Here is a 26,362-nt window from a genome sequence, read left to right as displayed (position 1 = left end):
AGGCCGCCATGACAGTCACGCGTCGAACATTTTTGGGCGCCCTCGCCCTCTTGGGACTTCCATTCGCCGCACGCGCTGAGGACACTTGGCCCTCGCGCATGGTCCGGCTGATCTCGCCCTACGGGCCCGGCGGCTCCAATGACATCTCGTTGCGCCTGCTGGCCGAAGAATTCGGCCGCAGCCTGCATCAGCAGTTCATCGTCGAGAACAAGCCGGGCGCCGGCACGCGTATCGCCAACGACCTCGTCGCGCATGCGCCGGGCGATGGCTACACGCTGCTCTATGTCGCCGCGCCCTATGCCACCGCCGAAGCGCTGTTCGGCAAGCTGACCTATCAGCGCCAGAATCTTCAGCCGGTCGCGATGGCGGTGATCGCACCGCTGTTCCTGATCATCAGCGCAGACGCGCCGTTCAAGACGCTTCCCGAGTTGATCGCCTACGGCAAGTCGAAGCCGGACGGACTGACCTTCGCCTCGCCCGGCGCCGGGTCGCAGCCGCATCTTGCCGGCGAACTGCTGTTCCGTGACGCCGGCGTGAAAGGCCTCAACATTCCCTTCCGCGGCGATGCCGCCTCCTACACCGAGCTGCTCGCCGGGCGCGTCGATGCCACGCTGACGGCGCTTCCGACCGCGCTGCCCTATATCCAGAGCGGCAAATTCATCGTGCTCGGCGTCGCCTCGCCCGAGCGCAGCACGCTCTACCCGCAGGCGCCAACCCTGCGCGAACAGGGCTTTCCCAATGTGGCGGCCGCCGGCTGGTATGGCTTCATGGCGCCGGCCACGACGCCGCGCGCCATCGTGGACAAACTTCAGACCGAAGTGCTGCGCGCGCTCGCCGAACCCGCGATCAAGGACAAGCTGACCGCTCAGGGCCTGGAGGTGCGCCCGGGCACCGCCGCCGCGTTCGGCGAGTTCATCGACGGCGAGACCCGGAAATGGACCAAGCTGATCCGCGAGGCCGGGCTCAAGGGGGAGTGACTGGCGATCGACGAGGTCGACCGCGGATGCCCCGGCTTTTGCGTCTCGGAGCCGTCACCCATCGGGGTGACGCCGGAACCGGATCGTCTCGTTAGCTTCGCACGAACCCGAGCCGGCAACGTTGATGTGATCAACATGCCAAATGTGAAGCACGACACAGCCATGCGCGATCGAGAATGCTATAGGATGGCGCTGAAATCGCAAAGCTGCGTCCGGTGATGCCGCGACGGCGCTGAGCAGAGCCGGCCAACCATGCCAGACTCCAGCTACACGAATGTTGTCGTTGCGATCTATCAGGCTGCTGCGCGGCCGGAGCTCTGGGGCGAGACACTCGAGTTCGTCACCGACTACCTCGGCGCCGACAGCGGCATGGTGCTGCATCTTTCCGCCTTGGGCGGCGACGATTTCATCGTCCACCGGCGTCTGCGCGACGACCTGAACCAACTCTTCCTCGAGGGCTATACCCAAAATCCCTATTCATACGCCTTCGCCCGCGCGCCGGTCGGCAAGGCGCTCGTCACCGAGGCGCTCGTCGAAAGGGACGTTCTGCATCGCAGCGCCTTTCATGCCGACATTCTTGCGCCGCAGGGAATCGAAGAGATCGTCGCGGTGCGCCACGCCGATCTGTCGCGGGACGGGGCCGGCGGCATTTTGTTCAACGTCTCGAAGTCGCGAGCCGGCAATGCCGGGCATGCGGCGACCCGTCTCGGCGATCTGGTCCCCCACCTCTCCCGCGCCATCGACCTGACGCTGCTGACAAGCCGCCTGAATGCCGGCCAGCGCCAGCTCGACCGCTTGCTCGCGAACCTGTCGGGCGCCGTCATTCTGCTGGACGGCCGTGGCGCAATACTCCATATGACGCCGGCCGCGGAGGCGTTGCTCGGCGAGTGCGGCGGCCTCGCAATCAGCAAGGGCAGCCGTCTCACTCTGACGGCGCAGATGCGCAGCGATGCCCTGCGCCTCGCAGCCAGCGTCCGGCAGGCGCTCGCCGTGGCGCGCGGCGAGGAGCGGATCCTGGACGACACGTTTCAGATCAAGGACCCGGCCGGCCGGCGTACCCTGCTCGTGCAGATGACGCCGCTTCCCCCGCCGGCGTTCGCGCCTTGGACCGCCATCGACGGCGGCGCGCGCGTCATGGTCCAGATCGTCGATCCCAAGGCGTCCATCGACACACAGGCCGAGCGGTTGCGGCGGCTGGCGGGACTGACCGCCGCCGAGACGCGCGTTGCCGCGCTGCTCGCCAGCGGCCTCGGGCTGACCGCAGCCGCAAGCGTGCTCGGCGTATCTCCGAACACGGTGAAGACACACGCCCGCCAGGTGTTTGCCAAGACTGGCGTGCGCTCCGCGGCCGCGTTGGCGCGGCTCGTGGCATCCATTCCGGCCGCGCCGCTGCGGCTCGCTGAGAGCTCGTAGGACAGGCGGGTTCGAGCGGTCGGCCCGGCTGCGATCACCGCTTCATCCCGCCCACATAAGCCGCAAGCTTGTCCAACGTCTGGTAGCCGTATTCGACGGCGCCAAAGCCGATCATGCCGTCGCGCTGCTCGGTGCTCGAGGTCAGTTGCCGCATCATCAGCACCGTCTTGCCGTTGCTCTGCTCGGCAAAAGTGACGGTGAAGCGGAACATGCCGGGATCGTCGTCCTGGTCGACGCCGTGATCCATCTCCATCAGCGACGGCCGCTCGATGCGGCGAAAGCGCATGCGGTTTGGATAGACCGTCCCATCGGGACCGATCATGTTGAAGCGCCAGACGCCACCAACCCGCACGTCGATCTCCAAGGTCTCGACCTCAAAGCCTTTCGGGCCGAACCATTGCGGCAGATGTTTCGGGTCGGACCAGGCCTCGAATACCAGCTCGCGCGGCGCGTCGATCACGCGCGACATCACGATCTCGCGGTCGAGCGACCATTGCGACAGCGCGGGGTTGGCAGAATTCGTCATCACTCAGCACCTTTCCGTTTGGTTGTCTTGTCGGTTTTCTTTTCAGCCACCTTGGACGGCCGCTTGGCGGCCGCCCTCTCCTTCTTCAGTTTCATCACATAGGCTTCGAACCGGTCGAGCCGCGCCTCCCAGATCGCGCGCTGCTGCTGGAACCAGTCCTCGGCGCCGAGCAGCGCATCCGGACTGAGACGGCAGGTGCGCACGCGGCCGGATTTCTCCGACTGAACCAGCCCGCTCGTCTCCAGCACCTGAATGTGTTTCATGAAGCTCGGCAGCGCCATGTCGAAGGGATCGGCAAGTTCGCCGACCGACGCCTCGCCGGCGCAGAGCCGCATCACGATCGCGCGCCTCGTGGGATCGGCAAGCGCCGCGAAGATCCGGTCGAGACGGGATGATTGGTTAGCCATGAAGCTAACTATACACGATCTGCCAAAGGCGTCAATAATTGTTATCCGATTGGCTAAGTTAAATTGGGGGCAGTAGTCCGGATGGAGCGCAGCGCAATCCGGAGGGCTTGCCACAAGCGACGAGGGTCCCGGATTTCGCTGCCCTCCACGCAGGCTACGAAGCCGCAAACCGACAGGTCGGAACCCACAACGCGCAATCGTGAATTGGGCCGTCGCGCCCTCGCCGCTAGAAATGAGCCGGGGGCGCACAAGCATGATTCATCAGAGCACGTGCCGCCAGTTGTCACCTCATCTCCGATCTCCCGGCGAACCTTCGCCGGGGCAGCGCTCATTCCGCTTGCGATGGCCCTTGCGCCAAGCCGCGCCTCGGCGGATTCCGACATGATTGCGCAGATGCGCGACATCGTCGCCGCCGAGCTGGCGCCGACCATGACGCCGGACCAGCCGGGCGGCCTCGCCGCAGCGCTTTGCGCCGGCGGCCATGTCGAGTTCTTCAACTACGGCTTTGCCGACAAGGCGACGCGCAGGCTGGTCACATCGGACACGCTGTTCAATCTCGGCTCCCTGCGCAAGCCGTTCGAGGCGACACTGGTCGCGCTCGGCGCGCTACGCGGTGAATTGCGGCTCGACGATGTCTTGCCGAAATATCTGCCCGAGCTCACCGGCGACTACGTCCGCCGCGTCACGATCGGCCAGCTCGCCACGCACACCTCGGGCATGCTGCTGCCGACCGACCATCCGCCCTGGCCGAACGACTCCTTCTCGCGTGCCCAATTCATCGCAATGTTCAACGATTGGAGACCGCAGGCCGGCGAGGAGCCTGGCAAGCAGCGCATCTACAGCCATGCCGGCTACGTGCTGCTTCAACTCGTGCTCGAGCGTTGTTACGCCGCGCCGATCGCGACGCTGCTCGAGCAGCGCATCCTCAGGCCGCTCGGCATGAACGCGACTTTTGTCCCCGAGCGCGGCGAGGACAACCGCGCCGCCATGGACGAAGCTTGGATGCAGCGCGTCGTGCAAGGCTATTCGGATCATGGCATGGCGATCGGGCCGATCGGCAACCAGCAGAGCTATTTTGATTTTCCCGGCACCGGCCAGATGTTCTCGTCCGCGCGCGATCTTGCGACCTTCGTTGCGGCCTGCGCCGACGGCCGCTCGATCGCTCCGCACCTGCGCGAGGCCTTGCGGATGACCCAGCATGAGGTCTTTCACGTCGACGACAAGTTCGGACAGGCGATGGCCTGGGAGACTGTGCGCCTGCCCGGTGTCGCCATCCTCGACAAGCCGGGCGGGCTCAACAACGCCTCCGGCTATCTCGGCTTCGTGCCGGCACGGCGGATCGGCATCGTCCTGCTCGCCAATCGCGGCGAATATCCGCACGAGATCGCGCGCTACAAGATCCTGCCCGTGCTGGCAAGGCTCGTCGCCTCGCATTGATCCCGCCGTTGAAACAGAAGGCCCCGGCTGAGCCGGGGCTTTCCATACCAAGGTTTTCCACGCGAAGCTCGGGGCGGGATGCTCACGACCTGACGATAACCCTGCTCAGTAGCAGCGCATGATGTTGACGGTGTGCTCGCCGCCGCGGCCGGGCACCGTCACCTGCTCCGTCGGACAGCTCGGCACATAGGGCCGGTCGGACGGCACGACGTTCGGCGGGAAGCGATGCGCCCAGTCCCAGGGCACGTCGTAGGTGTAGGTGTAGCGCACGTCGGTCGAGAGCGGCTGCCCGGCATCGGCGAAGGGCTGGCTGTAGCCCGAATTGTCATAGAAGAAGCCGCCGCCGCCCGGCCAATAGACCCAAGGCGTGTTGCGGCCGCGGAACCGGGCGCCCGGCGCAATCGGCGGACGCGCCACTGGGCCGGACGGCGCGGCAGTGATCACAACACCATGCGGCGCGCCGCCGCCGGGTCGTGCAAAACTGTCATTGGGGCTTAGGAGCAGCGCGGCTGCGCTGAGCGAGGCGAACAACGCCCCATATGAACTGGACATCATGATACGCACCAACTCTCTGGCTTCGCGAAAAGCGGCTCCCCGCCGTACGCTAGGCCGCGCTGTCATCCGCCCGCAAACGTATAATTAATTATTGGTTAAGACACGCGATGAACGAGAACCAGGGTGCGACAGAACGACCGGAATTCCCCACACTTTTCAGGCACTTCGTTCCACGGAACGGCACTTCATAATCAGTTGATCGGAGTTGATCGGCGCCGTCAAAATACGTCCGGAACGCTCCCCCATCGCGGTCGTTGGCCCCGACAGGAAGCAAGGAGCATCTTCAATGCAGAACAAGACAAAACTCCTCGGCCTGATCATGGCATCGCTGATTGCGGGCACCACAGCCGCATCGGCACAGGGCTATTATTACGGCTGGAACGAACCGCGCCCCGGCTGGGACACTCCCGCCTATGAGACGGTTCAGCCGCGCGCGTATTATCCTGACGCCGGACCGTACGGTACGCTCAACGGCCGCATCCATCCGGCGCCAAGCTCGACCCAGGGCGATGTCGGCCCGGCAGGGAATAACAACGGCACGCTGACCGGCGTCTATCACTGGTAGCGCGCGAGCATGGGTTGAGGACCCGCCGCTTGATCGAGCGGCGGGTCCTTTGCTTGCGCCGGCGACAATGCGCAGCCGGATGGGAATCCGGGCTACGAGGCCTTGCGTTGCCCGACGGGCAAAACACCCAAATTGCGGGTCAATGCTCGTCGGCGAAAATATTCCACTTTACCGAAATTCGGAAATGACGTATGTGTCGCCGCAACCCGGCCCAAGGAAGAGGGGCGTATCGCGATCGTCACGAACGCGGGCTGGGCGGCGGTGGACGCAGATGATATCGGCGCGGAATGGTTTCGCAGGGCGGAGAGCCGTGAGCGAAACACCTCGCGCACACGACCGGTGTGATCTGCGTACGGCAAAATCGTGTGGTCCTGGCGCCCGGGGTCTGTGCGCCAAGTCTTGTGGTGATGTGTGGTGCCCAACCGGGCTCTTGCATCAGTGATCGGCAAGGCGACGGGGGCAATAGTGCATCGCTCCCCGGGGAGAGCGCGACATAAGCCGTAAAACCACTGCGCAGGGAAGGCCGGATGTTTGGCTTCACCTGTATGCCGCTGTGCAAATTCTTTTGTTGCCACCGTTCGCACAGTGGACCGTGGGTGCCCGGCCGGCACCCGGTCTTCCCTGCGCCCTCTTTCATTCGAGGGTGGTATCGAGGCAAAGCTCGGGCGAAATGCGCCGCGAGATGCGAAGCCGTGTCTATCTTTGAACGAAGGTCTCGTGCCCCGGACGCAGCGCAGCACGAAGTGATGCGCTGCAGAGCCGGGGCCCATGCATCAGCGAGTGCCGTGACTTCCTGGGTCCCGGCTCTGCGCAGCAACGCAAAGGGCGTTGCAGCGCGTCCGGGACGCGAGAGCGGAGAATGCCGCGCCCCGAATTACCTCGCTCCGATCGCAATGACGACTCCGCGAGAACGAACTCCCCTCCAGCCCTCTTGCATTGGCAAGAGACCCTGTAACAAAACTGTCATACAGCAAATCTAAACGATGGCGGGGCCGCGGTTTCGGCGGCCAAGCCGCCTCACCGCTAGGAGATTTTGATGCGCCGTTCACTGGTGTTGCTGTCAGCCGGACTGACAGTGCTGTCCACCGGATTTGCCTTTGCCCAGAACAACACGCCCCGCAACCTGATCCTGTTCATTCCGGACGGTTTGCGGGCGCTGAAGGTCACCCCTGAAACGGCGCCGGCAATGGCCGAGGTCCGCGACAAGGGCGTCAACTTCAAGAACTCGCACTCCCTGTTCCCGACCTTCACCATGGCCAACGGCTCGGCGATGTCGACCGGTCATTATCTCGGCGACACCGGCGTGTTCTCCAACACGATCTGGACCAATTACACCTCCGGTCCCGCCGGCGACACTGTCGTCCCCTTCATCGAGAACGACGCCGTGCTCGGCGACATCGACGAGCATTTCAAGGGCGACTATCTCAATGAAGAGACCGTTTTGAAAATGGCGCGTGACAAGGGCCTGAGCACCGCGGCGATCGGCAAGGTCGGCCCGACCTACCAGTGGGACCACACCGACAAGCCCGAGAAGCCGGGCCAGCATTCGATCGTCATCGACGATTCCACCGGCGGCAAGAACGGCGTGGCACTGTCGGACGAGATGAAGGACGCCCTCACCAAGGCGAACCTGCCCCTCACCACCCCGAGCCGCGGCGACAACGGCAAGGCGGGCGACGCCAAGACGCCCGGCACCACGGTCGCCAACACCGCGCAGCAGGCCTATTTCGCCGACGTCGCCACCAAGGTGGTGCTGCCAATGTTCAAGGCACGCAACAAGCCATTCGTGCTGGTGTTCTGGTCGCGCGACCCTGATGGCACCCAGCATAACCAGGGCGACAGCCTCAACCAGATCATGCCCGGTATCAACGGGCCGAGCTCGATGGCGAGCATCAAGAACGCCGACAACAACCTCGCCCAGATCCGCAAGGCGCTGGACGACCTCGGCCTTGCCGCCAACACCAACATCATGATCCAGGCCGACCACGGCTTCTCGACCATCTCCAAGGAAAGCAAGACCAGCCCGTCGGCCAAGCTCAGCTATGACGACACGCCGAAGGACTTCTTGCCGATGGGCTTCCTGGCGATCGACCTCGCCAAGGCGCTCGACCTGCCGCTGTTCGATCCCAACGACAAGAACGCGCAGATTGACGGCAATAAGCATCCGAAGGCGGGCAACGGCGTGCTCGGCAAGGATCCGACCAAGCCCGACCTCGTCATCGCCACCAATGGCGGTTCGGACCTGATCTATTTGCCGAACAAGGACAAGAAGCTGGCGGCAAAGACCGTCAAGGCGCTGCTCGAGCAGGACTATGTCTCCGGCCTGTTCGTCGACGATCAGCTCGGCCGCATCCCCGGCACTCTCCCCCTGTCGAGCATCAATCTGCGCGGCAAGGCGGCGACGCCGACGCCGGCGATCGTCGTCAACTTCCGCTCCTATGCCAGCGATTGCGGCGAAGCGCCGACCAACTGCTCGGTGCAGGTGGCCGATACCGTGCTGCGCCAGGGCCAGGGCATGCATGGCAGCTTCAGCCGTGGCGACACCATGAACTTCATGGCCGCCATCGGTCCGGACTTCAAAGCCGGCTACGTCAGCGAGATCCCGGTCAGCAATGCCGACGTCGGCATGACCGCGGCCCAGCTCCTGGGCCTGCGCAGCTCGGGCAACGGCGGCCTGGTCGGCCGCGTGATGTCCGAGGCGCTGCCGAACGGCATCGTGCCGAAGGCCTACAAGAGCGTGGAGCGGTCGAAGAAGAAGTCCGAGAACGGTCTGGAGACCGTGCTCAACGTCCAGCGCGTCGGGAGCCAGCGCTACTTCGATGCGGCCGGCTTCCCCGGCCGCACGCTCGGCCTCGAGGTGGACGGCGCCAAACAAAAAACGGCGGGGAAATAACCCCGCCGCTCTCTCGCGCCCCGCAACGGGCGCGAAATTCTTACATGCCGATGTCGAACACGTTCGGCAATTGGCCCGCCAGAGGCAGCGCGGTGGCGCCGAGGAACGTCGCCACCATCGCCATCAGGCGACGGTTGTTCTGACGCTTGCCGCGCATCTGGCCGGCGATCCACTCCAGCATTTCGCTGTTGACCTTCGAGGCGTAAGCCGGCGCCCAGCTCTCGATATCGGTATCGGCCGACAGCGCGACGCTGCGCGGCGGCACCTTCAGGCCCGAGGCGCTGGCGGCATAGTGGGCCACGGCCTTGGCCAGCAGATCGTCGAAACGGCCGCCGTCCGTGCGCTCGGTTGCGGCCTCATTGATCTCGAACAGCGCTTCGGCCTCAGTGCGGCTGACCGGCTGGTCGTTGACGGCGGTGGCGGTCAGGATGCGCGCGCACCAGGCGGCGTCATCGGCATCGAGCGAGCGGGAAAAGTGGACGCGGCCCTTGGTGGTTGGGCCTTCGCCCGTGATCACGCCGTCGCGCACGATGGTCAGTGCGTGGGCCGAGGTATCGCAGCAGGACGGCTCGAGCGATGGCGACAGAGACTTTTCGGCGGACTTGGACGCAGCGGCAGACATAGTTCACTTCCAGATTTCTTCTGACCGGCCAGCATTTTCATGCTGGCGTAAAGGGGTGGTTAATGATTGGCTTCGGGGATTGCGACTTTTCTCAATGGTTGCCGATTAGTCGCTATGAGGACCATTTCGGTTCCGGAGAGCGTCGGACGAGCGTGATGCGGGCCATAAAAGGCTTTATCGGGGCAATTGAGACCCGTGTGCCTTCGTGGACATGTTTCGCCGCAGGCGCCGCTGTAACAGAAAGGTGCTAGGAAATGGGCCGTTCAAAGAAGGAATTCACATTTTACTTGAGCCGGTTCACTTGGGATCGCACGGCCCCTATAGTGACGGCGACGGCCAAAGATGAATTCACAAGCAAATTCAATGCGATGAGGTAGAACCATGACACTTCCGATCGGCGCCACCGCCCCCGACTTCGAAGCCGAGACCACCGAAGGAAAGATCAAGTTCCACGACTGGATCGGCAACAGCTGGGCGCTGCTGTTCTCGCACCCCAAGGACTTCACGCCGGTTTGTACGACCGAGCTCGGCGCGCTCGCCAAGCTGAAGCCGGAATTCGACAAGCGCGGCGTCAAGCTGATGGGCCTCTCGGTCGACCCGGTCGACCGCCACTCGAAATGGTCAGAGGACATCAAGGAGACGCAAGGCGCCGCTCCCAATTATCCGATGATCGGCGACACCGATTTCAACGTCTCGAAGCTCTACGGCATGCTGCCGGCCTCGACCTCGGGCGATCCCCTCACCCGCACGCCGGCCGACAACCAGACCGTCCGCAACGTCTTCATCATTGGGCCGGACAAGAAGATCAAGCTGGTGCTGGTCTATCCGATGACCACGGGCCGGAATTTCCAAGAGATTCTGCGCGTCATCGATTCGCTCCAGCTCACCGCCAAGCATCGCGTCGCAACCCCGTCCGACTGGAAGCAGGGCGAGGACGTCATCATCTCGGGCTCGGTGTCCAACGACGAGGCCAAGACGATCTACCCGCAGGGTTGGAAGGAGCCGAAGCCCTACATCCGCATCGTGCCGCAGCCGAAGTGATCTGGCGGTCGCGGATAGCGACTGCAAAAAGTCATCCCGGGGCGATGCGCCAGCATCGAACCCGGGATCTCGAGACTCTCTGGTGCGCAATTGCGCATCAGAGCTCGGTCCTAGACCGCACGGAATGACTCCTTGGTTATGCGGCGCTACGTTGGATCACGCCGCGAGCGCGCGGCTCGCAGCCTGCGCAAAGATCCGCAACGGTTGAGCGTTGCTTTGACACAATTATGAAACGCGCTATCGTCATCGCTCCATACAAACCGTGGGGGAAAGAGATGGACGACGAGAAGCCGATCACCGAGCAGGCGATGGACACGATCACCACCGCCGTGGAAGCCACCAAGGACGCCGCAGTCATCGCCGTCAAGAAGGTCAGGAAAGCCGCCAAAAAGGTCGCGAAGAAAGTAGCGCCGAAGAAGGCTTCGAAGAAGAAAGCCAAGAAGACTTCCAAAAAGACTTCCAAGAAAGCCTCGAAGAAGGCTGCAAGGAAGTTGTCGAAGAAGGCCGCGAAGAAGGCCACCAAGAAAACGGCTAAATCGAAAAAGAAGGCCAGGAAGGCGAAGCGCTGATCGCAACGTTCGAGCCGGTCTCCGGGTGCAGGCGCGCCCGGAGGCTTCCTCCCGCGCCCTACCCTCGCCGTTTGGCCGCACGCCGGCCGGGGTGATGCTCACCTTGCGGATCGCGGAATTCGCTGCGATGGCCGCGCCGGTCCTCGGCCTTGAAGCGGCGGCGCTTCTCCGGTGAGCCAAACGCCTTGATCACCTTCCTGCCGTTGACCTTTTTGATGACGTAGCCGCCCTCGGTCATCGAGAACGGCTCCTTCAGCGTTCCCTTGTGGTCGAACTTGGTGCCCGGGGGATGCCTGAACGGCTCGAACCAGGACGGATAAACGAAGTTCGACATCTCAAAGCCGCTGACGCGGAAAGAATCCTCCTCCACGGCGTCGCAGACCTCATAAGCGTATTGGGTGTTCGGATTCTTGTCGGCCCAGAGATTGGCCATGGGGTCGAGTACCATCTCGAACAGTTCGTGCGAGGCTGCGACGCTGACCGGCTCGTCGCCCAGCGCCTTGACGAAGATTTTCGAGATCGGCTGGCCGCGATGGGTCAGCTCGTGGCGTCCGAGCATGTTCCTGTGCGACGCATCGTCGAAATAGACCAGCTGCCAATCCGTCGGCTTTGGTTTACGGGTGACATAGAGGTCGACCGGATAGCCCCACACGGGCAGGAAGTGCTTGTCGTAGCATTTTTGCAGTGCCGCGGTGAGCTTGGCCATTTTTCGGCCGCTGATCGTCTCCTCCGCGTAATTGATGCAGGCAATCCGGACCGGCTTCAGGGACCGGCCGAGCAGCGCACGTCTCGCCTTCTTCATGAAAATCACCGTGCCAAAGGGAAATTGAAATGCGGCCAGCCTAACACGAACCCGCCCCGCACGTCAGGGATGTATTCCGCCGCGCCGGCACGCCTAGAAGCGCCGGTTGACCACGAACACCGCCGCCGCGCACATCGCCATGCCGGCAATCGCCGGCGCATCGAGCTTCTCGCCAAACAACAGATAGGCCATCAGCGCGGTTACCGCCGGCACCAGATAGAATAGGCTCGCGACCGAGGTCGCCGCGGCGTGACGGATCAGCCAGTACAGCAGCCCGATCGATCCGATCGAAAGCGCCACCGCGAGCCAGCCGAGCGCGAGCACGAACTCGCGCGTCCAGTGCACAACGCGGTCCTCGAACAGGAAGGCACCGGTCGCAAAGAAGATCGTGACCGACACGTATTGCACGAGATTGCCGGCGCGCCAGTCGATGTGGTTGCAGTAGCGGCGCTGGTACAGCGTGCCGAGCGTGATGCTGATCAGCGAGACGACCGAGGCGAGCCAGCCGAGCCCGGCTTCGCCGGTCATGGGACGGCCGTGCAGGATCATCACCACGCCGCCGAGACCGAGCACGAGGCCCGCCCATTGCACCGGCGTCACCTTCTCGCCGAGCCAGCGGTTGGCGATGGTCGAGGTCAGGATCGGCTGCAGGCCCGGGATCAGCGCAGAGAGCCCGGCCGGGATCGAATGCGCGATCGCGATCGCGGTGCCGCCGAGATAGAAGCCATGGACGAGGATGCCGGCGACCGCGCTGTGCGCGATGCCGGTGCTATCGGGCCATTTCGGCCGCGCGACACCTGCGATCATCGCCATCAGGCCGACCACGATCGCCATGCGGATGGCGAGATAGGTCAAGGGATCGGCGTTATCGACGACGTATTTGGTGCCGATGAATCCGGTGCTCCAGAGCAGAACGAACAGGATCGGCGCGAGGCGGGCGGTCAGGGCTTCTTGATTATGGTCCATTGCCGCCCTCATGCCTCATGGCGGCGTGTGCGGCAATGCGAATTTGGACCTCAGCAGTGCTGCGCTGCGGCGGGCGGCTCGGCTCAGCCGCTCACCATTCGTCTGGACAGGGGTCGATAATCTTCCAGAGCTCGACGCCGTTCTTGATCTTCTTCATGTCGGTGGTGAGCCCGCCATTGCGGCGGATCCAGTCCTTCACAGTATCGGGGTAGTAGGACATCAGGTCGGATGTCCCCTCCGCACTGGTGACCTTGATGCCAAAGGTGAAAGCCTTGTCGTAATAGGCTTGGTGAAACCCGAGGCTCGCCTTCGGCGTCACGCAGATCTTGTTCATCGGGACGATGCCGAGCACCAGCGTGCAGGCCGAGTTGCAGATGCCGTCGATGATGACGCGCTCGCCCTTGTCGCGGACGCGCTTGTATTTGGCCTTGTACTCCTCGACGTAGCCGCCGTGGTCGCGGGTGATGTGTAGCTCGGCACGGGCCGGCGTGGCGGCGGCCAAGGAGAGCAACAGCAGACTCAGAAGCGTGATGCGCATGGCGGCGTGACGGCGACAGCCTTCAGCAATGGACCGGCCTCGAAGGACCCCCAAGGGCCGGCGACAGGATTCTTATCCGAAGTCTCTTTGGTCATACTTGTGTGGGGAATTCGTTAAGCATCCCGAAAAGGCCAAAAATGGGCAGCCCAAAAGGCCGATTCCGGCAATTCTGTCACACCCTGCCGGAAATCTACGGGATTGGCCCCATTTTCGGCCCTCCGGACGGGTGCCCCGCCGGCCCGAAATGGTTATAGATGGCCGACCTATTCGCGGGTTCCGGAGAATCGAGATGAGCAAGTTGAAGCTTGTAGCCGCGGTTGCTGCCCTGTCGGCCGCAATCCTGGTCCCCAGCCTTGCGGAGGCGCGGGGACATCACCGGCACCACCGCCACCATGTCAACCCGCTGCCTTATCCGATCAGCTATTTGCACAATTACGGCCCCGGCATCACCCCCGGCACCTTCGCCTTTTATGACGGCCCGTCGACCAATCACTGCTACCAGAGCGCGGCCGCCTATGTCGGCCAAGACCGCCGTCGGCACCCCTGCTACTGAGGGGCGCCGGCGCAGGCGCCTCTATCCGGCGGCGCCCGACCGCAGAGATAGCTTCTCAATCTCGTAGACCGGCCGCTTGTCGGGGTCCTTGCCGACCTCGCCTTGAAGTGTCTTGCGCACCACGTTCGGTCTGCACGACCGAGTTGCGCGCCGCCAGCCGCACCGTGCAATCGGCCCGGCGTATCGCTCCCTCGCGCGGCTCCAAGGCACGGCTTCAAGGCACGGCTCTAAGCATGTTGCGGATTGTCCTTCGTATTTCTCGAAACACTGGCCACGGCGACAAGATCAGGGACGAAGGCCCGCGCCGATGCATTGCGCAGGATCAAGCATCGCCGCGATGTCCGCGGGACAGCAGCGCAGAATGCATCATTCATGCGTGCGAACCTGGGACAGTCTGGCGAGACTAAAGAAGGTCAGGCCTGGGGCAGACTGGCTGAAGACCTGTTCATGAGCATTACATTTCGGGCCCGCCACAATTTGATCAGAACAACTTCGATATCCTGTTTTGCGTAAGCGGAGGAATACATCATGAATCTGAAGATTGGCCTCGTCGCCGCGACCCTGTTCGGTGCTCTCGCTGCATCGCCGCCGGCGTCGGCCATGCCCATCGCACCTGCACCTGCGACAGCCGAGATCTCCAACGTCGAGCAGGTGCGCATGGTCTGCAACGCTTGGGGACGGTGCTGGTGGCGGCCGAATTACTATGGATACTACGGGCCGGGGCCATATTACGGCCCCCGATATTACGGGCCGCGCTATTATGGCCCACGTTACTATGGTTATTACGGCTATCGCCGCTGGTGACATTCGAAGGGCCCTCTGGGGGCCCTTCTCTTTTGCGGAAACGTGGATTGCCTATGCGCGCCGGGGCGGTCGGCCTGGAGCGCCTGCACGCGGCTCCGTTTCATCGATCTTGGCAGCAGCCAGCCGACGTGCCGCAGCCGTTGATGGGACATCGACCTGACCGGCGTCGTGGCATGATGTCCGCAATACTACGGCCCGGAATCCGGTTTACTGAATCAACGCGTTTCGCCATTGATTGCGATGTACCGGCATTCATTTCATTGTCACATTGCAGCATCCGGCCTGACGCATGTTGTTCGACGCCCTCGCCCCCTCCTCCGCCCTCCAGCTGGTCCGGTTCGCCGATGTCGACGCGTTTCGGCCGGCCGAGTCGATGGAGGATGCCCGAAGCATTCCTCTCGACGTCGTCAATTTCGCGGCGGCGCGTGCGGTCGTGAACCTGCCGGGATGCCGGATCATCGTGGCGAGGTCGTTTGCGCGCATCCTCGATACCGTCTATCGCGCGCCAGGCGGCATGGTGATCCTGCCAATGACCGACGACCTGCGAGCCAGTTCGAGCGGGATGGATCTCGATTCCCGTTTTTACGTGGCCCTGCGCGGCAACCATGATTGCCATTTCGTCGAGCACCACACCAATCACCACGCGCTGATCATGTTCTCTCCCGCGCTCAGGGATCGCGGCTGGTTCGATTGTGCTGACGCATTGCGGGTTCGGATCGCAGACCCCGCCGCTCACCTCCATGCCCGGCAGTTGGTGCTCGATATTCTGAGAACCGCGTCCGTGAACCCGCACATGTTCGAAACGAGAGAGGTCGCCGCACATCTCCAGGAGGGCCTGCTGCTCGCCTTCGATGACCTGTTTCGAAATAACCCGACGTCGGATTGCGGCGTCCCGAATGCCGGCGCGCGATCGGCCAAGCTCGTGCAGCGGATCGATGACTACGTTGCGGCCTATCCGACCACACCGATCTACACCGCCGACCTCGCCCATGAATTCGGCGTCTCCGTCCGGACCCTCGGCGGCGCGGTGAGTAAGGTGCGCGGCATGAGCCTGCATCAATACATCCGGCTGAAGCGGCTGTGGGCGGCCCGCGCCCAGCTCCTCAGGAGCCGCGGCGCGTCGGTCGCGACATGCGCGCGAGCCCAAGGTTTCCACCATCTCGGCGAGTTCGCCGCAGCCTATCGCGCGACCTTTCACGAGGCCCCTTCCGACACGCTGGCGCGAGCCCGGCAGACCAGACTCCCGGCAGGCCGACACCTGTGAGCCCTTCGACACGAATTTGGGACAGGAATGGCGCGCTCGGAAGGATTCGAACCTCCGACCCTCGGAATCGAAATCCGATGCTCTATCCAGCTGAGCTACGAGCGCCCTGACCCACCCGAGAGGCCACGACCGAAACGCACCGGACCGCGGCTGGCGAACCAGCACAGCGGGCAGCGTTCGGACGGGTTCGAATTAGCAGAGAGATGGACCAATAAAAAGCCCTTCCCGTCTCGTTTCGAAGCGGGCCGGGGCCGTTCTCACCAGGTGCTGTTGAAGAAGCCGAACTGCGGCCGCTGCGCCATCACCATCATCGGCCGGCCCTGCTGCGGCGCCGGATGCCATCTGGCGACCCTACGCCTGGGCTGAGCTTGCGGCCTGGCGTCGGCCTTCTTGATTGCGGCGGCGTCGGCCTTGGAGGCATCAGCCTTCGAGCCGGGGGCGAACTGAGCGAACCTCTCGCGCACCCTTGTCTTGGCTGACATCTCCGCAAGTGCGGCCGCCGACGCGCTATCCGGCGGCTGAGGCGCGGCCGCGGCGGTCTTCACCACAGGCGCTGCAATCGTCGGCTGGCTGGTGTCGAACACCACACGCTCAGGCAGATGGCGATCGGACCTGATCCGGATCAGAGGCTGATCGTTGCTAGTGGTGGCGACAGCCTGAACAAGGGGCGCGGTCGGCGCGATGTAGTTCACCGCGAACAGCAGAGCGAGCAAAGCTCCACCGACAAAAATGAAGTACCGAAAGATGGGCATTGATCGCGCTCCGCCCCCCGCATCCCCGCGTGGGCACTCCGCCTTAACAGGCGATCCTTTAATTGGTTCCTAGCCCAGCCGTTCGGTTCAAATGGCAACGCGGAGTTTTTGACCAAGAGCTGCGGACAGTAACTTTCCCGCTACCGGGAAATGCGGTCCTTTAGGAGCGCCGCGCGGCAACCAGCGAGCACTTCGCCTGATCGGCATTCACGTTGACGAAGCCGACGGGGATTCGCGCAAAGGTCTTGCGGCTCTTCATGCCGACCGGCTCGGCCAGCACGCGGCTGCGGTCGGTGAGATGACTGCCGTCGCGTCGTGCGAATGTGCAAACAATCTCGACATCCTTTACGGCATAGTCATTGTCGTTTCGCAGCGTGAACGTCACCAGTGCCTTTGAGCCGAGCCCACCGCGCCGCCAGGTCTGTGATGAAATCCTGAGGCGGCCGAGTTCGGCCATTGCCGCCGGAACCGTGGCTTCGGAAGGAGGCGAGACCGCCGCCGCATCAGCCGAAGGCGCCGTCTCGACGGAGGCAAGCTCCGGCTTCGCCGGCTCGGCGCTGTTGCCTTTAGAAAGGGGCAGCAGCATCCAGACCCCGCAGCCGACGATGATGGCCGCCAGCAGCCACAACAGGCTTCGGCCGAATGAGACGCTTGCGATCGTCACGGTCCGCGCCAGCCGCTCGCCGGTCCCGGCGAAACGTCCCAAGCCGATGCGGTCAAGCCTGGCCTTCATGGTTGCACCGATCGCGGCTGCAGCGCGTTGAGCGCAGATCAGGCCGCCGCTTACCTTAATCCGGCGGTCGCAGTAAGGTTCCCGCGCTCCATGCGAGTCGGCAAGAGCAATGGCGATCATCGCCTCGAGCCGTTAACACGCGCTGCAACATCGAAGACCCAGTCGGGAGAACATGAAATGCCGGTCGTCGTCACCTGGGATCACGTCCATCTGCGCAGCCCCGATCCGGAGGCCACGGCGGCCTGGCTGCGGGACATCCTCGGCGGCGAGGTCGTGCGCGCGCCGGGACGGATCGACGTGAATCTCGGCGGCGCAAGAATCTTCATTGCACCGCTCGAGGGAGATAACGCCGTCAACCCGCCGCCCCCGCACCCGCATCAAGGCCTCGACCATTTCGGTCTCACGGTGAAGGACATCGACGCCGTCGCTGCCGAGATCAAGGCCAAGGGCGTGACCTTCACGCGCGAGCCGACGACGATCCGGCCCGGCGTGCGGATCTGCTTCATCCGCGGCCCCGAAGGCATCTCCATCGAGCTACTCGAGCGCGACAGCAAGTACAGCTGACGCGAGGCGCATCAGACATCGCCGCCGGGCTGGCACCGCCCGGTGCGGCTACGTCATGCTACCGGGCATGATGAGTCCGTCATATCGGTGTCACAGAAAAGCCGGCACAATTACGGTGCGCATGGCGGCGACGGCTTGCCGGCCGGCAAACTGCCGCGTTGCGCGCAGGAATGCGCTTTGGCATAAAAGCTGTACCGGTTACGCGATTGGGCGATGGCGGCCGGCCTGCGGGACGTTATGAAGAACGGCCTCTATTCAATTCACGTGAGCCTGCTCGATGGTCGAGTCGGCAAGGGCAGCGGCGTGATTCTTTTTCGCGACGGCAAGATTCTTGGCGGCGACGCCTACCTGTTTTACACCGGCAGCTACACCGTGAAGGACAACACCTTCAAGGGCGAGGTGCTGGTGCAGCGCCACACCTCGCCGCGAGGCGACGACAATCCGCTGTTCGGCGGCCCTGCCCCGGTCGGTATCGGTGTCAGCGGCACCTTCACGGAGACGCGCGCGGAGATGACCGGCACTGCGTTGGTCGGCAAGGCCAGCCAGATCTTCGGCGCGACCCTGCACCGGCTCGCCGACGCGGATTAGCTATTCCGCGGCCTGCTCCAGCGGCGCCGTGCGCGGCAGGATCATCTGGATGCGCGTGCCGCCACCCGGCTCGGAATCGAGATCGAGCCGTCCGCCGAGCCGGTTGGTGACGATGCTGTAGACGATGTGCAGCCCGAGGCCGGTGCCGCCCTGGTCGCGTCTTGTCGTAAAGAACGGATCGAAGGCGCGGCGGCGGACGTCGAGCGACATGCCGCAGCCATTGTCGGAGAAGATGATCTCGACATTGTCCTTGCCGGACTCGCGCACCTGAATATCGATGGTCCCCGGGCGGCCGTCCGGAAAGGCATGCGCCACCGAGTTGAGAAACAGGTTGGTCAGCACCTGGCCGTATGGGCCGGGATAGCTGTTCATGGTCAGGTCCGGCTGGCACTCGACGTTGAGTGTCAGGTTGTGCTTGCGCAGGCCCGGCCGCAGGCTCATCACCACCTGTTCGGTGAGGTCGCCGAGATCGAAGCTGCGCTGGTCGGAATAGTTGCGGTCGGCAGCCACCTGCTTGAATGACTGGATCAGCTCGGCGGCACGGTTGAGGTTGGAGACGAGCTGCGAGGACGCGTCGCGGCTGGTGTTGAGGAAATCGTTGAGCGTGGAGCGGCGCAGCTCGCCCCGCTCGACCTCCGCGCTGAAGATCGCGGTCTTGCGCTCCAGCGCGGAAGCGACCGTGAGGCTGATGCCGACGGGATTGTTGACCTCGTGTGCGACGCCGGCAACCAGCCGCCCGAGGGCCGCCAGCTTCTCCGCCTCGATCAGCGAGGCCTGGGTCTCGCGCAGATTGCGCAGCGCGGTCTCGGCGGATTCCTTGGCTTTGCGCATCTCCTGCTCGCCGCGCTTGCGCTCGCCGATGTCGAGCGCGACGGTGACGATTCGCTCGATCTCGCCCTCGGCATCGAGCAGCGGCAGCTTGTTGACGAGCCATTGCCGCATGTTGCCAGAGGCGTCCTGATACTCCTCCTCATAGAAGCCCAGGCCTTTGCGGAATTTGATCACACGCTTATCGTGCTCGTCGGTTTTGGCCGCGCCGTAGCGCGACATCAGGTCGGCAGTGGTGCGGCCGATCGCGTCGCCGGGCTCGATGCCGAAGATGCCGGCCATGTAGCGGTTCATCAGCACGTAACGCAGGTTGCGGTCCTTGACATTGATGACCGCAGGCACCGTGTCGATGACCTGCTGGAGCAGGCGCCGGCCTTCCGCGATGGCGTCTTCCGCCCGCTTCTGGTCGGTAATGTCGCGCAGCGTGCCCTCGTAGCGGACGATGTTGCCGGCCTCGTCCCGCACGCCGGTGGCGCTGTCGGAGAGCCACAGGATCTCGCCGCTGCGCTGGCGCACCTGGTATTCGAACTCGCGCACCATGCCGTCGCGCGCCATCAGCCGCTGATATTCGTCGCGCGCCTCGGGATGGACGTAGATGGTGTGGGCGATGTCGTTGATGCTGTCGATCAGGTGCTGCGGGCTGTCATAGCCCATCATCCGCGCCAGCGCCGGATTGGCGTTGAGCAGGTCGCCGGCCGGCGTCGTGACGTAGATGCCGTCGACCGAGCCCTCGAACAGTTTCCGGTAGCTCTCTTCGGCGAGGCGCTGCTCGGTGAGCGCGCGCACAGCCGCCTCGCGCGCCGTGTCGGCCTCCTCCAGCGCACGGCGGAACACTTCGGCTGCGCGCGCGATGTCGCCGATCTCGTTGTTGAGGTCGGCGGACGGGATCGAGGTATTCTTCTCGCCGGCCGCAAGCGCGCGAATGGATCGCGCAATCTTGGCCAGCGGCCGGACCGTCCGCCGCACCACGAAGGCGGCCGCGACCATGCCGATCAGCACGCCGACGCTGCCGAGCAGGATGCTCTGCCACCGCGCCTCCGCAAGCGTCCGGGCAAAGTCGCGCGACAGCACGTGGCCGCGGCGGTCACTGACATCGCGGAGCAATTCGGTGACGCGGCCGATCAGCCTGCCCTCGGTGCCGAGCACCTCGCGGTCGATGTCGGCGATCTGCCGCTCGCGGACGGCGACCGCGATGATGGCTTCGGCGTAGTCGTTGACCGCCGTCTTCAACCCGCTATCGGCGATGTCCATCGTCCGCATGCCCTGGGCGGCCTGCTCGGCGGCGGACGGGTTGCGCGCCAGCAGGCCAAGCGCGATCCGGCTCTGCGCCTCGGACAGGCGGGAGGCCAGCTCGCGATCGGCGGTGCCGGACACAGCTGCGTCGAACCGGTCGCGCAGCGGCGGCAGGCCGGCGAGCAGCTGGGCGCGGCGGTCGATCAGGGTCGAGATGCGCTCGAGGCCGCTGCGATAGGTCGCAAGGCGCTCGGTGACCCCGTCGATCATGTCCTGCTGCTCGGGCGCGAGCTCGATGCGGGTCTTTTTCAGGATGTCGCTGAGCGTCGAGGCTGCCTCGCCGACTTGCTTGAACTGAATGCCGGCGCCGGGATCGGTCACGAAGTCGCGCGCGGCAAGGCGCAGCTCGTTCATCCGGCGGTCGATGTCCTCGGCGAGGTCGCCGACGCTCTGGAGCCGCTGGAGCTCGGCGAATGTGGTGTCGATATGCCGGATCGCGATCACGCTCGCCGTGGAGGTGACGATGATCACGGCCAGCACCAGAAGGAAGCTGCCGAAGGTGAGCTGGCCGATGGAGAGCGAGAAGGTTCGCCTTTTCTCGGGGGTCGGCGTCAATTCGGCGGACATGGGGCGCGTGAGGGACCGGGCTACTGGTAGCCCAATATACGACGTATTGCAGGCTCGGGGGAACATGCCTCGGGACGTCGACTATCCTTAATGTTCCGGGCCTATCATCCTCCCCCGTTGCGAGCTTATCAGGCTTTGGCGCCGGCCGGCCGCCGGGCTGGGATCGTCATCGCGGCGACGCCGAGGACGACGCAGGCAAGGCCGATCGAGGCGGTCCGGCTCAAGGTTTCGCCGAGGAAGGCGACGCTGATCGCGACCCCGATCGGGACGCGCAGATAGGCCTGCGCGGTGATGCCGACCGAGCCGAGGGTCTGGATCAGGCGGAAGTAGATCGCGAACGCCGCCGCTGTCGAGAATACGGCGAGCGCCAGCAGCGCCAGCACGGAACTCAGTGACGGCGATAGCGTCCAGGGCTGCTCGACCACCAGCGAGGCCGGGATCAGGACGGCTGCACCCGCCAGCAGCGAGCCGGCCGCGGGCGCCATCGGATCAAGACCCTTGAAGCTGCGACCGAAGATCGCGGCGCAGGCGTAGCAGATCGTGGCGGCAACGATCGCGGCTTCCGCCACGAGGCCGCTGCCGATGTCATGGAGGGCATCGACGCCGACGATCAGCAGGATGCCGGCCATGCCGGCGATCACGCCGAACAGCTTTCGCGGTGTCGTTGTCTCGTGGCGGGTGACGACCGCCGTCAGCAGGAAGGTGAAAATCGGTGCGGCCGAATTGAGGATGGTGGCGAGCGCGGCATCGACATGGCGCTCGCCCCAGGCGATCAGCGTCCAGGGGATGACGCTGTTGAGCACGGCCTGGAACGCGAAGCGCTGCCAGGTCGCGGCGTCCGTCGGCATCCGGATGCCGCGCACCCGCATGACGACGAGCAGCAGCAGGCCCGCAATGGCGGTGCGCGCGGCGATCAGCGTGATCGGCGGGATGGTGGCGACGCCGAGCTTGATGAAGGTGTAGGAGCCGCCCCACAGTGTCGCGAGCATAACGAGCAGCGCCAGCTCGACGGCGATGTTGGTGTCCTGCCGGTCGTCCATCCGATGCGCCCATCCATTCCGCGATGGACGGAACCTAGCGCATCCGCGCTCGACAATACTTCGTTGCGTGTCGAAGTGTATCAGCCGACCGCGCCAACCTCGAACACCTCGCCGTCATAGCCGGCCTCGCGGGGAATGCGGAGCTGGCGGCCGGTATCGGTCTGGGTCATGATAGGCATGACGGTCACGATCGACATGCTGCGGGCATGGTCCATCGCGGCCTGCACTGTCGGCTGTTTTGCCAATCGGATCAGATTGCGCGTGGTCGGAAATGGCAGCTTGAAGCGGCCGGTCTCGCCGCCCTCCACGGCCTCGCGCGGCGAGACCCAGATCGAGTCGGTGGACTCGCGGCCGTCATGGGCGCCGAGCTGATCCGGCGGCGCGGCGGCGAGAAAGAACCAGGTATCGAACCGCTTCGGCATGCCTTCCGGCGTGATCCAGTGCGCGTAAGGCACGAGCGTATCGAGCGCGAGCTGGAGGCCGTTGTCGTCGAGAATGTCGAGAAAGCTGATCTTGTGCTCGTTGAGCGCAACGCGATGCTTGTCCGCGATCTCGCCCGCGCGCCTGGCATCAACAGCCATGCCCGTTCCCTTCGAACGCGCCAGCAGGATGCCGCTCTCTTCAAACGTCTCGCGGATCGCGGCGATCCGAAAACCACGGTCCGCTTCGCTCAAGCCTTCGCCGCCTGAGTAGAGATCGGCGCGGGCGACGATCTCCTTGTCGCCGGCATCGACGCTGCCACCAGGAAACACCAGCGCGCCCGAATTGAACTCGATTTGATGATGGCGAACCATCATGAAGACCTCGATTTCGCCGCGGCCCTTGCCGTCGGCGTTCGCCCCGTCACGGAGCAGAAGGATGGTCGAGGCCGGGCGCGACGCTGATGTCTCGGCCATTCAACTAACCCGCGGCGCTGGATTGCGGGCCGATATTGGCGCGCTTGTCGACGCGGGCGACGCGCGACAGCAGATAGTCCACCTCGGCCTTTGCCGCCGGGGTGATGGTCGCGCCGGGCTTGCGCTGGGCGCTGGAGGCGATGATGCCGCGCTTCTGTAGCACGTATTTGCGCACGGCAAGGCCTGCGCCGGGCTGCTGCTCGTAGCGGATCAACGGCAGGTGAGCATCGAACAGATCATGCGCGGCGTCGCGCTTGCCGGCCTTGGAGAGGTTCACGACGTCGATCAGAAGCTCCGGGAAGGCGTAGCCGGTCATGGCGCCGTCGGCGCCGCGCTCCATCTCGAAATCGAGGAACAGGCCACCATTGCCGCAGAGGATCGAGAGCGGCCGCAGCGAGCCGTCCTTCTGGAAGCTGCGCAGTGTCGAAATTTTTTCGAGGCCCGGCCAGTCCTCGTGCTTGAGCATCACGCAGTTCGGATTGTCCATGACGATCTTGCGGATCACCGCGGGGGTGAACACCACCGAGAGCGTCAGCGGATAATCCTGGAGCACCCAGGGCACGTCAGGCCCGATCGCCTCGGCCGCCTGCTTGAAATAGCCGACGATCTGGTCGTCGGTCCGCAAGCTCGGCGGCGGCGCGATCATGACGCCGGCCGCGCCCGCATCCATCGAGGCCTTGGCCAGCGAGCGCATGGTGGCAAAGCCGGGCGCGGAGACGCCGACGATCACCTGCATCTTCTTGGCGCGCTTGACGAAGCGCACCGCGACCTGCTCGGCTTCGGTGGCATCGAGCTTGGGCGCCTCACCGAGGATGCCCAGCACCGTAACGCCGTCGCAGCCGACCTCCTCGTAGAAATCGGTCAGGCGGTCAATCGAGCGCTCATCGATCCGGCCGTCGTCGTGGAACGGCGTCGGCGCGATTGCGAAGGTGCCCTTGGCGTCGGCGGTGAGTTTCATCAGTATTCCCTGTCTCTCTCTATTCGTCATTCCGGGATGGCCCGCAGGGCCCGGCTCGGAATCCATAACCCCAGCTGGTGGTTATGGATTCCGGGCTCGCGACTTCGTCGCGCCCCGGAATGACAGTGTGGCTAAAATCGCCGCGCCCCCATCTTGATCTGCTCCTCAGAGAAGAAGATTTCCTTGGCGTGATCAACGATGTCCTGGGCGTTCCAGCCCGTGTGCGGCGGTTTCCAGCCTTCCATTTCCATCATCCGCATTTCGCGCACGCCGCGGGGCCCGGACACGCCCAGCACCTTGCCGGTCTGGTCGCCCGACAAGTCGCTGACCATGTATAGCACGGCCGGCGCGATGCCGTCCGGTCCGAGCGCCGCGCCGGGGTTTTCCTTGTAGCGGGGCAGGTCTGCGGTCATGCGGGTCAGGGCGCCCGGGGCGAGCGTCCAGATCCGGATGTTGTACTTCCGTCCCTCGATCGCCAGCACGTTGGACAGGCCCCAGATGCCGCCCTTGGCGGCGCCGTAATTGGTCTGGCCGAAATTACCGATCAGCCCCGAGGTGGAGGAGGTGTTGACGATAACGCCACCGCCGTTGTCCCGCATCCAGCGGAACACCGGCAGGGTGCAACAGAAGGTGCCCTTCAGGTGCACCTTGATGACCTTGTCCCAGTCGGCCTCCGACGCTTTGTGAAACGTCTGGTCGCGCAGGATGCCGGCATTGTTGACTAGGATGTCGGCGCGGCCGAAATGCTTGATGGCGTCGTCGAACACCGATTGGCCGCCTTCCATGGTGGAGATGTCGGCGCCGTTGGCGACCGCTTTGCCGCCCTCGGCCTTGATCGCATCCACCACCTGCTGCGCCATCGAGGTGTCGGCGCCGGAGCCGTCACGGGGCCCGCCGAGATCGTTGACAACGACCGAGGCCCCTTCCCGCGCGAACAGTTTTGCGTAGGCCTCACCGAGCCCCCCGCCCGCGCCGGTGATCAGCGCAACCTTGCCGTCGAGCAGTCCCATGGTGGCTTCTCCCTGTTATTGTTGTTTCGTGTCCCGGACGCCATGCAGCGTGAAACGCCGCGTCGCAGAGCCGGGACCCAGCTCTTCGTCAGGCTCTCTGGGCCCCGGCTCTGCAGCGCACCGCTGAAGGAGCGCTGCGCTGCGTCCGGGGCAACAGACCCGCTTACCCCAGCACCGTCTTGCCGTTCTTGATCACGGTGACGCCGCGCGACTTCACCTTGGCTTCGAACGAGATCACATTGCCGTCCTTCCAGAGGTCCATGGTCACGGTCTCGCCGGGATAGACCGGAGATGAGAACCGCGCGACGTGCTGGCGGAAGGCGGACGCATCGTAGTCGGCATAGGTCTGGAGCACGCCGCGGCAGGTGATGCCGTAGGTGCACATGCCGTGCAGGATCGGGCGCGGGAAGCCGGCCTTCCTGGCGAACTCGGGATCGCTGTGCAGCGGGTTGCGATCGCCGCAGAGGCGATAGACCAGCGCCTGGTCGGGCCGTGTCGAGATGTCGATGGTCCTGTCGGGCGCGCGCGAGGGGATCTTGTGCGGATCGGGCTGGGTCAGGTTCGGTCCGCCGAAGCCGCCGTCGCCGCGGGCGAAGCGTGAGGCAACCAGCGTGGCCAGCTTCTCGCCCTGCTCGTTCTTGAGCACGGTCTGGTGGCTGATGACAACGCCCTTGTCCTTGCCCTTGTCGTAGACCTCGACCACGGAGGAATCGGCGGTGATGTTGGCGGCCACCGGCAGCGGCTGATGGAAGGTGATGTCGCGCTCGCCATCGACCACCATGACGCGGTTGAGGTTCATCTCGCCCGGGCCCGCGCCCCAAGCTGCTACGGAAGCGAAGGTCGGCACCACCTTCAGCGGCCGCGGCGTCAGCGTGCCCTCGTTGACGAAAGCGAGCTCGTTCTCGTCCATGGGATCGGCGCCGAGGCCGATGCCGCAGGCGTAGAGCATCACCTCACGGTCGGTGTAGGCGTATTTCTGGCCGAGGTTTTTGAGGGCTTTGAGCTCTTCGTATCTAGCGGACATTTGTGTTTGTTTCCTCCCCGGAAATCACCGGCGCTCATTGATGAGCCCTCTCCCCTTGTGGAAGAGGGCAGCACGGTGCCGGCCACGTATTCATTTGGGTGAGGGGTTGCTTCCGCATCGAAAGCTTTCTCCGTGAGAGAACCCCTCATCCGGCGCTTCGCGCCACCTTCTCCCACA

The 26,362-nt window shown here is 64.3% G+C and carries 27 protein-coding genes and 1 tRNA gene; 12 read left to right on the top strand and 16 right to left on the bottom strand.

Annotated features, from left to right (window positions below):
* Positions 1-8 precede the first annotated feature (8 nt).
* Positions 9-977 (top strand): Bug family tripartite tricarboxylate transporter substrate binding protein, encoded by a 969-nt coding sequence (locus JJB99_RS16670; protein ID WP_200499742.1) that lies wholly within the window; start codon positions 9-11, stop codon positions 975-977.
* Positions 978-1,229: 252 nt separating this feature from the next.
* Positions 1,230-2,390, top strand: a complete 1,161-nt coding sequence (locus JJB99_RS16665; protein WP_200499741.1) for a helix-turn-helix transcriptional regulator — start codon at positions 1,230-1,232, stop codon at positions 2,388-2,390.
* A gap of 34 nt (positions 2,391-2,424) precedes the next feature.
* Here JJB99_RS16665 and JJB99_RS16660 read toward each other — a convergent pair whose 3' ends face one another.
* Both JJB99_RS16660 and JJB99_RS16655 read right to left on the bottom strand, forming a co-directional pair.
* The gene (locus JJB99_RS16660) at positions 2,425-2,916 is read right to left on the bottom strand and encodes an SRPBCC family protein (protein WP_200499740.1); all 492 of its coding nucleotides are present in this window, start codon (positions 2,914-2,916) and stop codon (positions 2,425-2,427) included.
* Positions 2,916-3,323 carry an ArsR/SmtB family transcription factor gene (locus JJB99_RS16655; protein ID WP_200499739.1) on the bottom strand — a complete coding sequence of 136 codons (408 nt, stop codon included), beginning with the start codon at positions 3,321-3,323 and terminating at the stop codon, positions 2,916-2,918. Before JJB99_RS16655 ends, JJB99_RS16660 begins: the two co-directional genes overlap by 1 nt.
* A gap of 381 nt (positions 3,324-3,704) precedes the next feature.
* Here JJB99_RS16655 and JJB99_RS16650 point away from each other — a divergent pair, with 381 nt between their 5' ends.
* Complete coding sequence (locus JJB99_RS16650) at positions 3,705-4,760, top strand: serine hydrolase (RefSeq protein WP_200499738.1); 1,056 nt, start codon at positions 3,705-3,707, stop codon at positions 4,758-4,760.
* Positions 4,761-4,865: 105 nt separating this feature from the next.
* Here JJB99_RS16650 and JJB99_RS16645 read toward each other — a convergent pair whose 3' ends face one another.
* A complete protein-coding gene (locus JJB99_RS16645) occupies positions 4,866-5,315 on the bottom strand; it encodes a hypothetical protein (protein WP_200499737.1) in 450 nt (149 codons plus the stop codon).
* 286 nt (positions 5,316-5,601) lie between these two features.
* Between JJB99_RS16645 and JJB99_RS16640 the strand changes: the two genes are divergently transcribed.
* Both JJB99_RS16640 and JJB99_RS16635 read left to right on the top strand, forming a co-directional pair.
* Entirely contained in the window at positions 5,602-5,880 is a 279-nt protein-coding gene (locus JJB99_RS16640) for a hypothetical protein (RefSeq protein WP_200499736.1), read from the top strand.
* A gap of 1,036 nt (positions 5,881-6,916) precedes the next feature.
* Positions 6,917-8,773, top strand: coding sequence for an alkaline phosphatase family protein (locus JJB99_RS16635; protein WP_200499735.1), 1,857 nt, complete (start codon positions 6,917-6,919; stop codon positions 8,771-8,773).
* A gap of 40 nt (positions 8,774-8,813) precedes the next feature.
* On the opposite strand, the gene JJB99_RS16630 is transcribed toward JJB99_RS16635, so the two are convergent.
* Positions 8,814-9,395, bottom strand: a complete 582-nt coding sequence (locus tag JJB99_RS16630) for a hypothetical protein (protein ID WP_200499734.1) — start codon at positions 9,393-9,395, stop codon at positions 8,814-8,816.
* A gap of 381 nt (positions 9,396-9,776) precedes the next feature.
* Between JJB99_RS16630 and JJB99_RS16625 the strand changes: the two genes are divergently transcribed.
* Positions 9,777-10,436, top strand: a complete 660-nt coding sequence (locus JJB99_RS16625; RefSeq protein WP_200499733.1) for a peroxiredoxin — start codon at positions 9,777-9,779, stop codon at positions 10,434-10,436.
* A 275-nt stretch (positions 10,437-10,711) separates the two neighbouring features.
* The gene (locus JJB99_RS16620; RefSeq protein WP_200500186.1) at positions 10,712-11,005 is read left to right on the top strand and encodes a histone; all 294 of its coding nucleotides are present in this window, start codon (positions 10,712-10,714) and stop codon (positions 11,003-11,005) included.
* A gap of 58 nt (positions 11,006-11,063) precedes the next feature.
* On the opposite strand, the gene JJB99_RS16615 is transcribed toward JJB99_RS16620, so the two are convergent.
* From JJB99_RS16615 to JJB99_RS16605, 3 genes are all read right to left on the bottom strand, one after another.
* Positions 11,064-11,807, bottom strand: coding sequence for a hypothetical protein (locus JJB99_RS16615; protein WP_200499732.1), 744 nt, complete (start codon positions 11,805-11,807; stop codon positions 11,064-11,066).
* A 93-nt stretch (positions 11,808-11,900) separates the two neighbouring features.
* The gene (locus JJB99_RS16610; RefSeq protein ID WP_200499731.1) at positions 11,901-12,773 is read right to left on the bottom strand and encodes a DMT family transporter; all 873 of its coding nucleotides are present in this window, start codon (positions 12,771-12,773) and stop codon (positions 11,901-11,903) included.
* A 91-nt stretch (positions 12,774-12,864) separates the two neighbouring features.
* The gene (locus JJB99_RS16605) at positions 12,865-13,311 is read right to left on the bottom strand and encodes a hypothetical protein (RefSeq protein ID WP_200499730.1); all 447 of its coding nucleotides are present in this window, start codon (positions 13,309-13,311) and stop codon (positions 12,865-12,867) included.
* A 289-nt stretch (positions 13,312-13,600) separates the two neighbouring features.
* On the opposite strand from JJB99_RS16605, the gene JJB99_RS16600 reads away from it, so the two are divergent.
* From JJB99_RS16600 to JJB99_RS16590, 3 genes are all read left to right on the top strand, one after another.
* Complete coding sequence (locus tag JJB99_RS16600) at positions 13,601-13,864, top strand: hypothetical protein (RefSeq protein WP_200499729.1); 264 nt, start codon at positions 13,601-13,603, stop codon at positions 13,862-13,864.
* 528 nt (positions 13,865-14,392) lie between these two features.
* Positions 14,393-14,668 carry a hypothetical protein gene (locus tag JJB99_RS16595; protein ID WP_200499728.1) on the top strand — a complete coding sequence of 92 codons (276 nt, stop codon included), beginning with the start codon at positions 14,393-14,395 and terminating at the stop codon, positions 14,666-14,668.
* A gap of 289 nt (positions 14,669-14,957) precedes the next feature.
* On the top strand, positions 14,958-15,932 hold the full coding sequence (locus JJB99_RS16590) for an AraC family transcriptional regulator (protein WP_200499727.1): 975 nt from the start codon (positions 14,958-14,960) through the stop codon (positions 15,930-15,932).
* Between the two features lie 28 nt (positions 15,933-15,960).
* Here JJB99_RS16590 and JJB99_RS16585 read toward each other — a convergent pair.
* The 3 genes from JJB99_RS16585 to JJB99_RS16575 all read right to left on the bottom strand — a co-directional run bounded on the left by JJB99_RS16585 (position 15,961) and on the right by JJB99_RS16575 (position 17,417).
* Positions 15,961-16,037, bottom strand: a tRNA-Arg gene (locus tag JJB99_RS16585).
* A gap of 152 nt (positions 16,038-16,189) precedes the next feature.
* Positions 16,190-16,684, bottom strand: coding sequence for a hypothetical protein (locus tag JJB99_RS16580; RefSeq protein WP_200499726.1), 495 nt, complete (start codon positions 16,682-16,684; stop codon positions 16,190-16,192).
* 160 nt (positions 16,685-16,844) lie between these two features.
* A complete protein-coding gene (locus JJB99_RS16575; RefSeq protein ID WP_200499725.1) occupies positions 16,845-17,417 on the bottom strand; it encodes a hypothetical protein in 573 nt (190 codons plus the stop codon).
* A 177-nt stretch (positions 17,418-17,594) separates the two neighbouring features.
* Here JJB99_RS16575 and JJB99_RS16570 point away from each other — a divergent pair, with 177 nt between their 5' ends.
* Positions 17,595-17,981 carry a VOC family protein gene (locus JJB99_RS16570; RefSeq protein ID WP_200499724.1) on the top strand — a complete coding sequence of 129 codons (387 nt, stop codon included), beginning with the start codon at positions 17,595-17,597 and terminating at the stop codon, positions 17,979-17,981.
* A 237-nt stretch (positions 17,982-18,218) separates the two neighbouring features.
* Positions 18,219-18,569 (top strand): GrlR family regulatory protein, encoded by a 351-nt coding sequence (locus tag JJB99_RS16565; protein WP_200500185.1) that lies wholly within the window; start codon positions 18,219-18,221, stop codon positions 18,567-18,569.
* Here JJB99_RS16565 and JJB99_RS16560 read toward each other — a convergent pair whose 3' ends face one another.
* The 6 genes from JJB99_RS16560 to JJB99_RS16535 all read right to left on the bottom strand — a co-directional run bounded on the left by JJB99_RS16560 (position 18,570) and on the right by JJB99_RS16535 (position 26,185).
* Positions 18,570-21,257, bottom strand: coding sequence for a PAS domain S-box protein (locus tag JJB99_RS16560; protein WP_200499723.1), 2,688 nt, complete (start codon positions 21,255-21,257; stop codon positions 18,570-18,572).
* Between the two features lie 128 nt (positions 21,258-21,385).
* On the bottom strand, positions 21,386-22,297 hold the full coding sequence (locus JJB99_RS16555) for a DMT family transporter (protein ID WP_200499722.1): 912 nt from the start codon (positions 22,295-22,297) through the stop codon (positions 21,386-21,388).
* Between the two features lie 80 nt (positions 22,298-22,377).
* The gene (locus JJB99_RS16550) at positions 22,378-23,193 is read right to left on the bottom strand and encodes an NUDIX hydrolase (protein WP_200499721.1); all 816 of its coding nucleotides are present in this window, start codon (positions 23,191-23,193) and stop codon (positions 22,378-22,380) included.
* Between the two features lie 4 nt (positions 23,194-23,197).
* Positions 23,198-24,151, bottom strand: coding sequence for a dihydrodipicolinate synthase family protein (locus JJB99_RS16545; RefSeq protein ID WP_200499720.1), 954 nt, complete (start codon positions 24,149-24,151; stop codon positions 23,198-23,200).
* Positions 24,152-24,282: 131 nt separating this feature from the next.
* Entirely contained in the window at positions 24,283-25,161 is an 879-nt protein-coding gene (locus JJB99_RS16540) for an SDR family oxidoreductase (RefSeq protein ID WP_200499719.1), read from the bottom strand.
* Positions 25,162-25,324: 163 nt separating this feature from the next.
* Positions 25,325-26,185, bottom strand: a complete 861-nt coding sequence (locus tag JJB99_RS16535; RefSeq protein WP_200499718.1) for a MaoC family dehydratase — start codon at positions 26,183-26,185, stop codon at positions 25,325-25,327.
* Positions 26,186-26,362 lie beyond the last annotated feature (177 nt).

Source organism: Bradyrhizobium diazoefficiens (assembly GCF_016616235.1).
GTDB lineage: Bacteria > Pseudomonadota > Alphaproteobacteria > Rhizobiales > Xanthobacteraceae > Bradyrhizobium > Bradyrhizobium diazoefficiens_H.
This window is presented reverse-complemented; position numbering and strand designations above follow the sequence as displayed.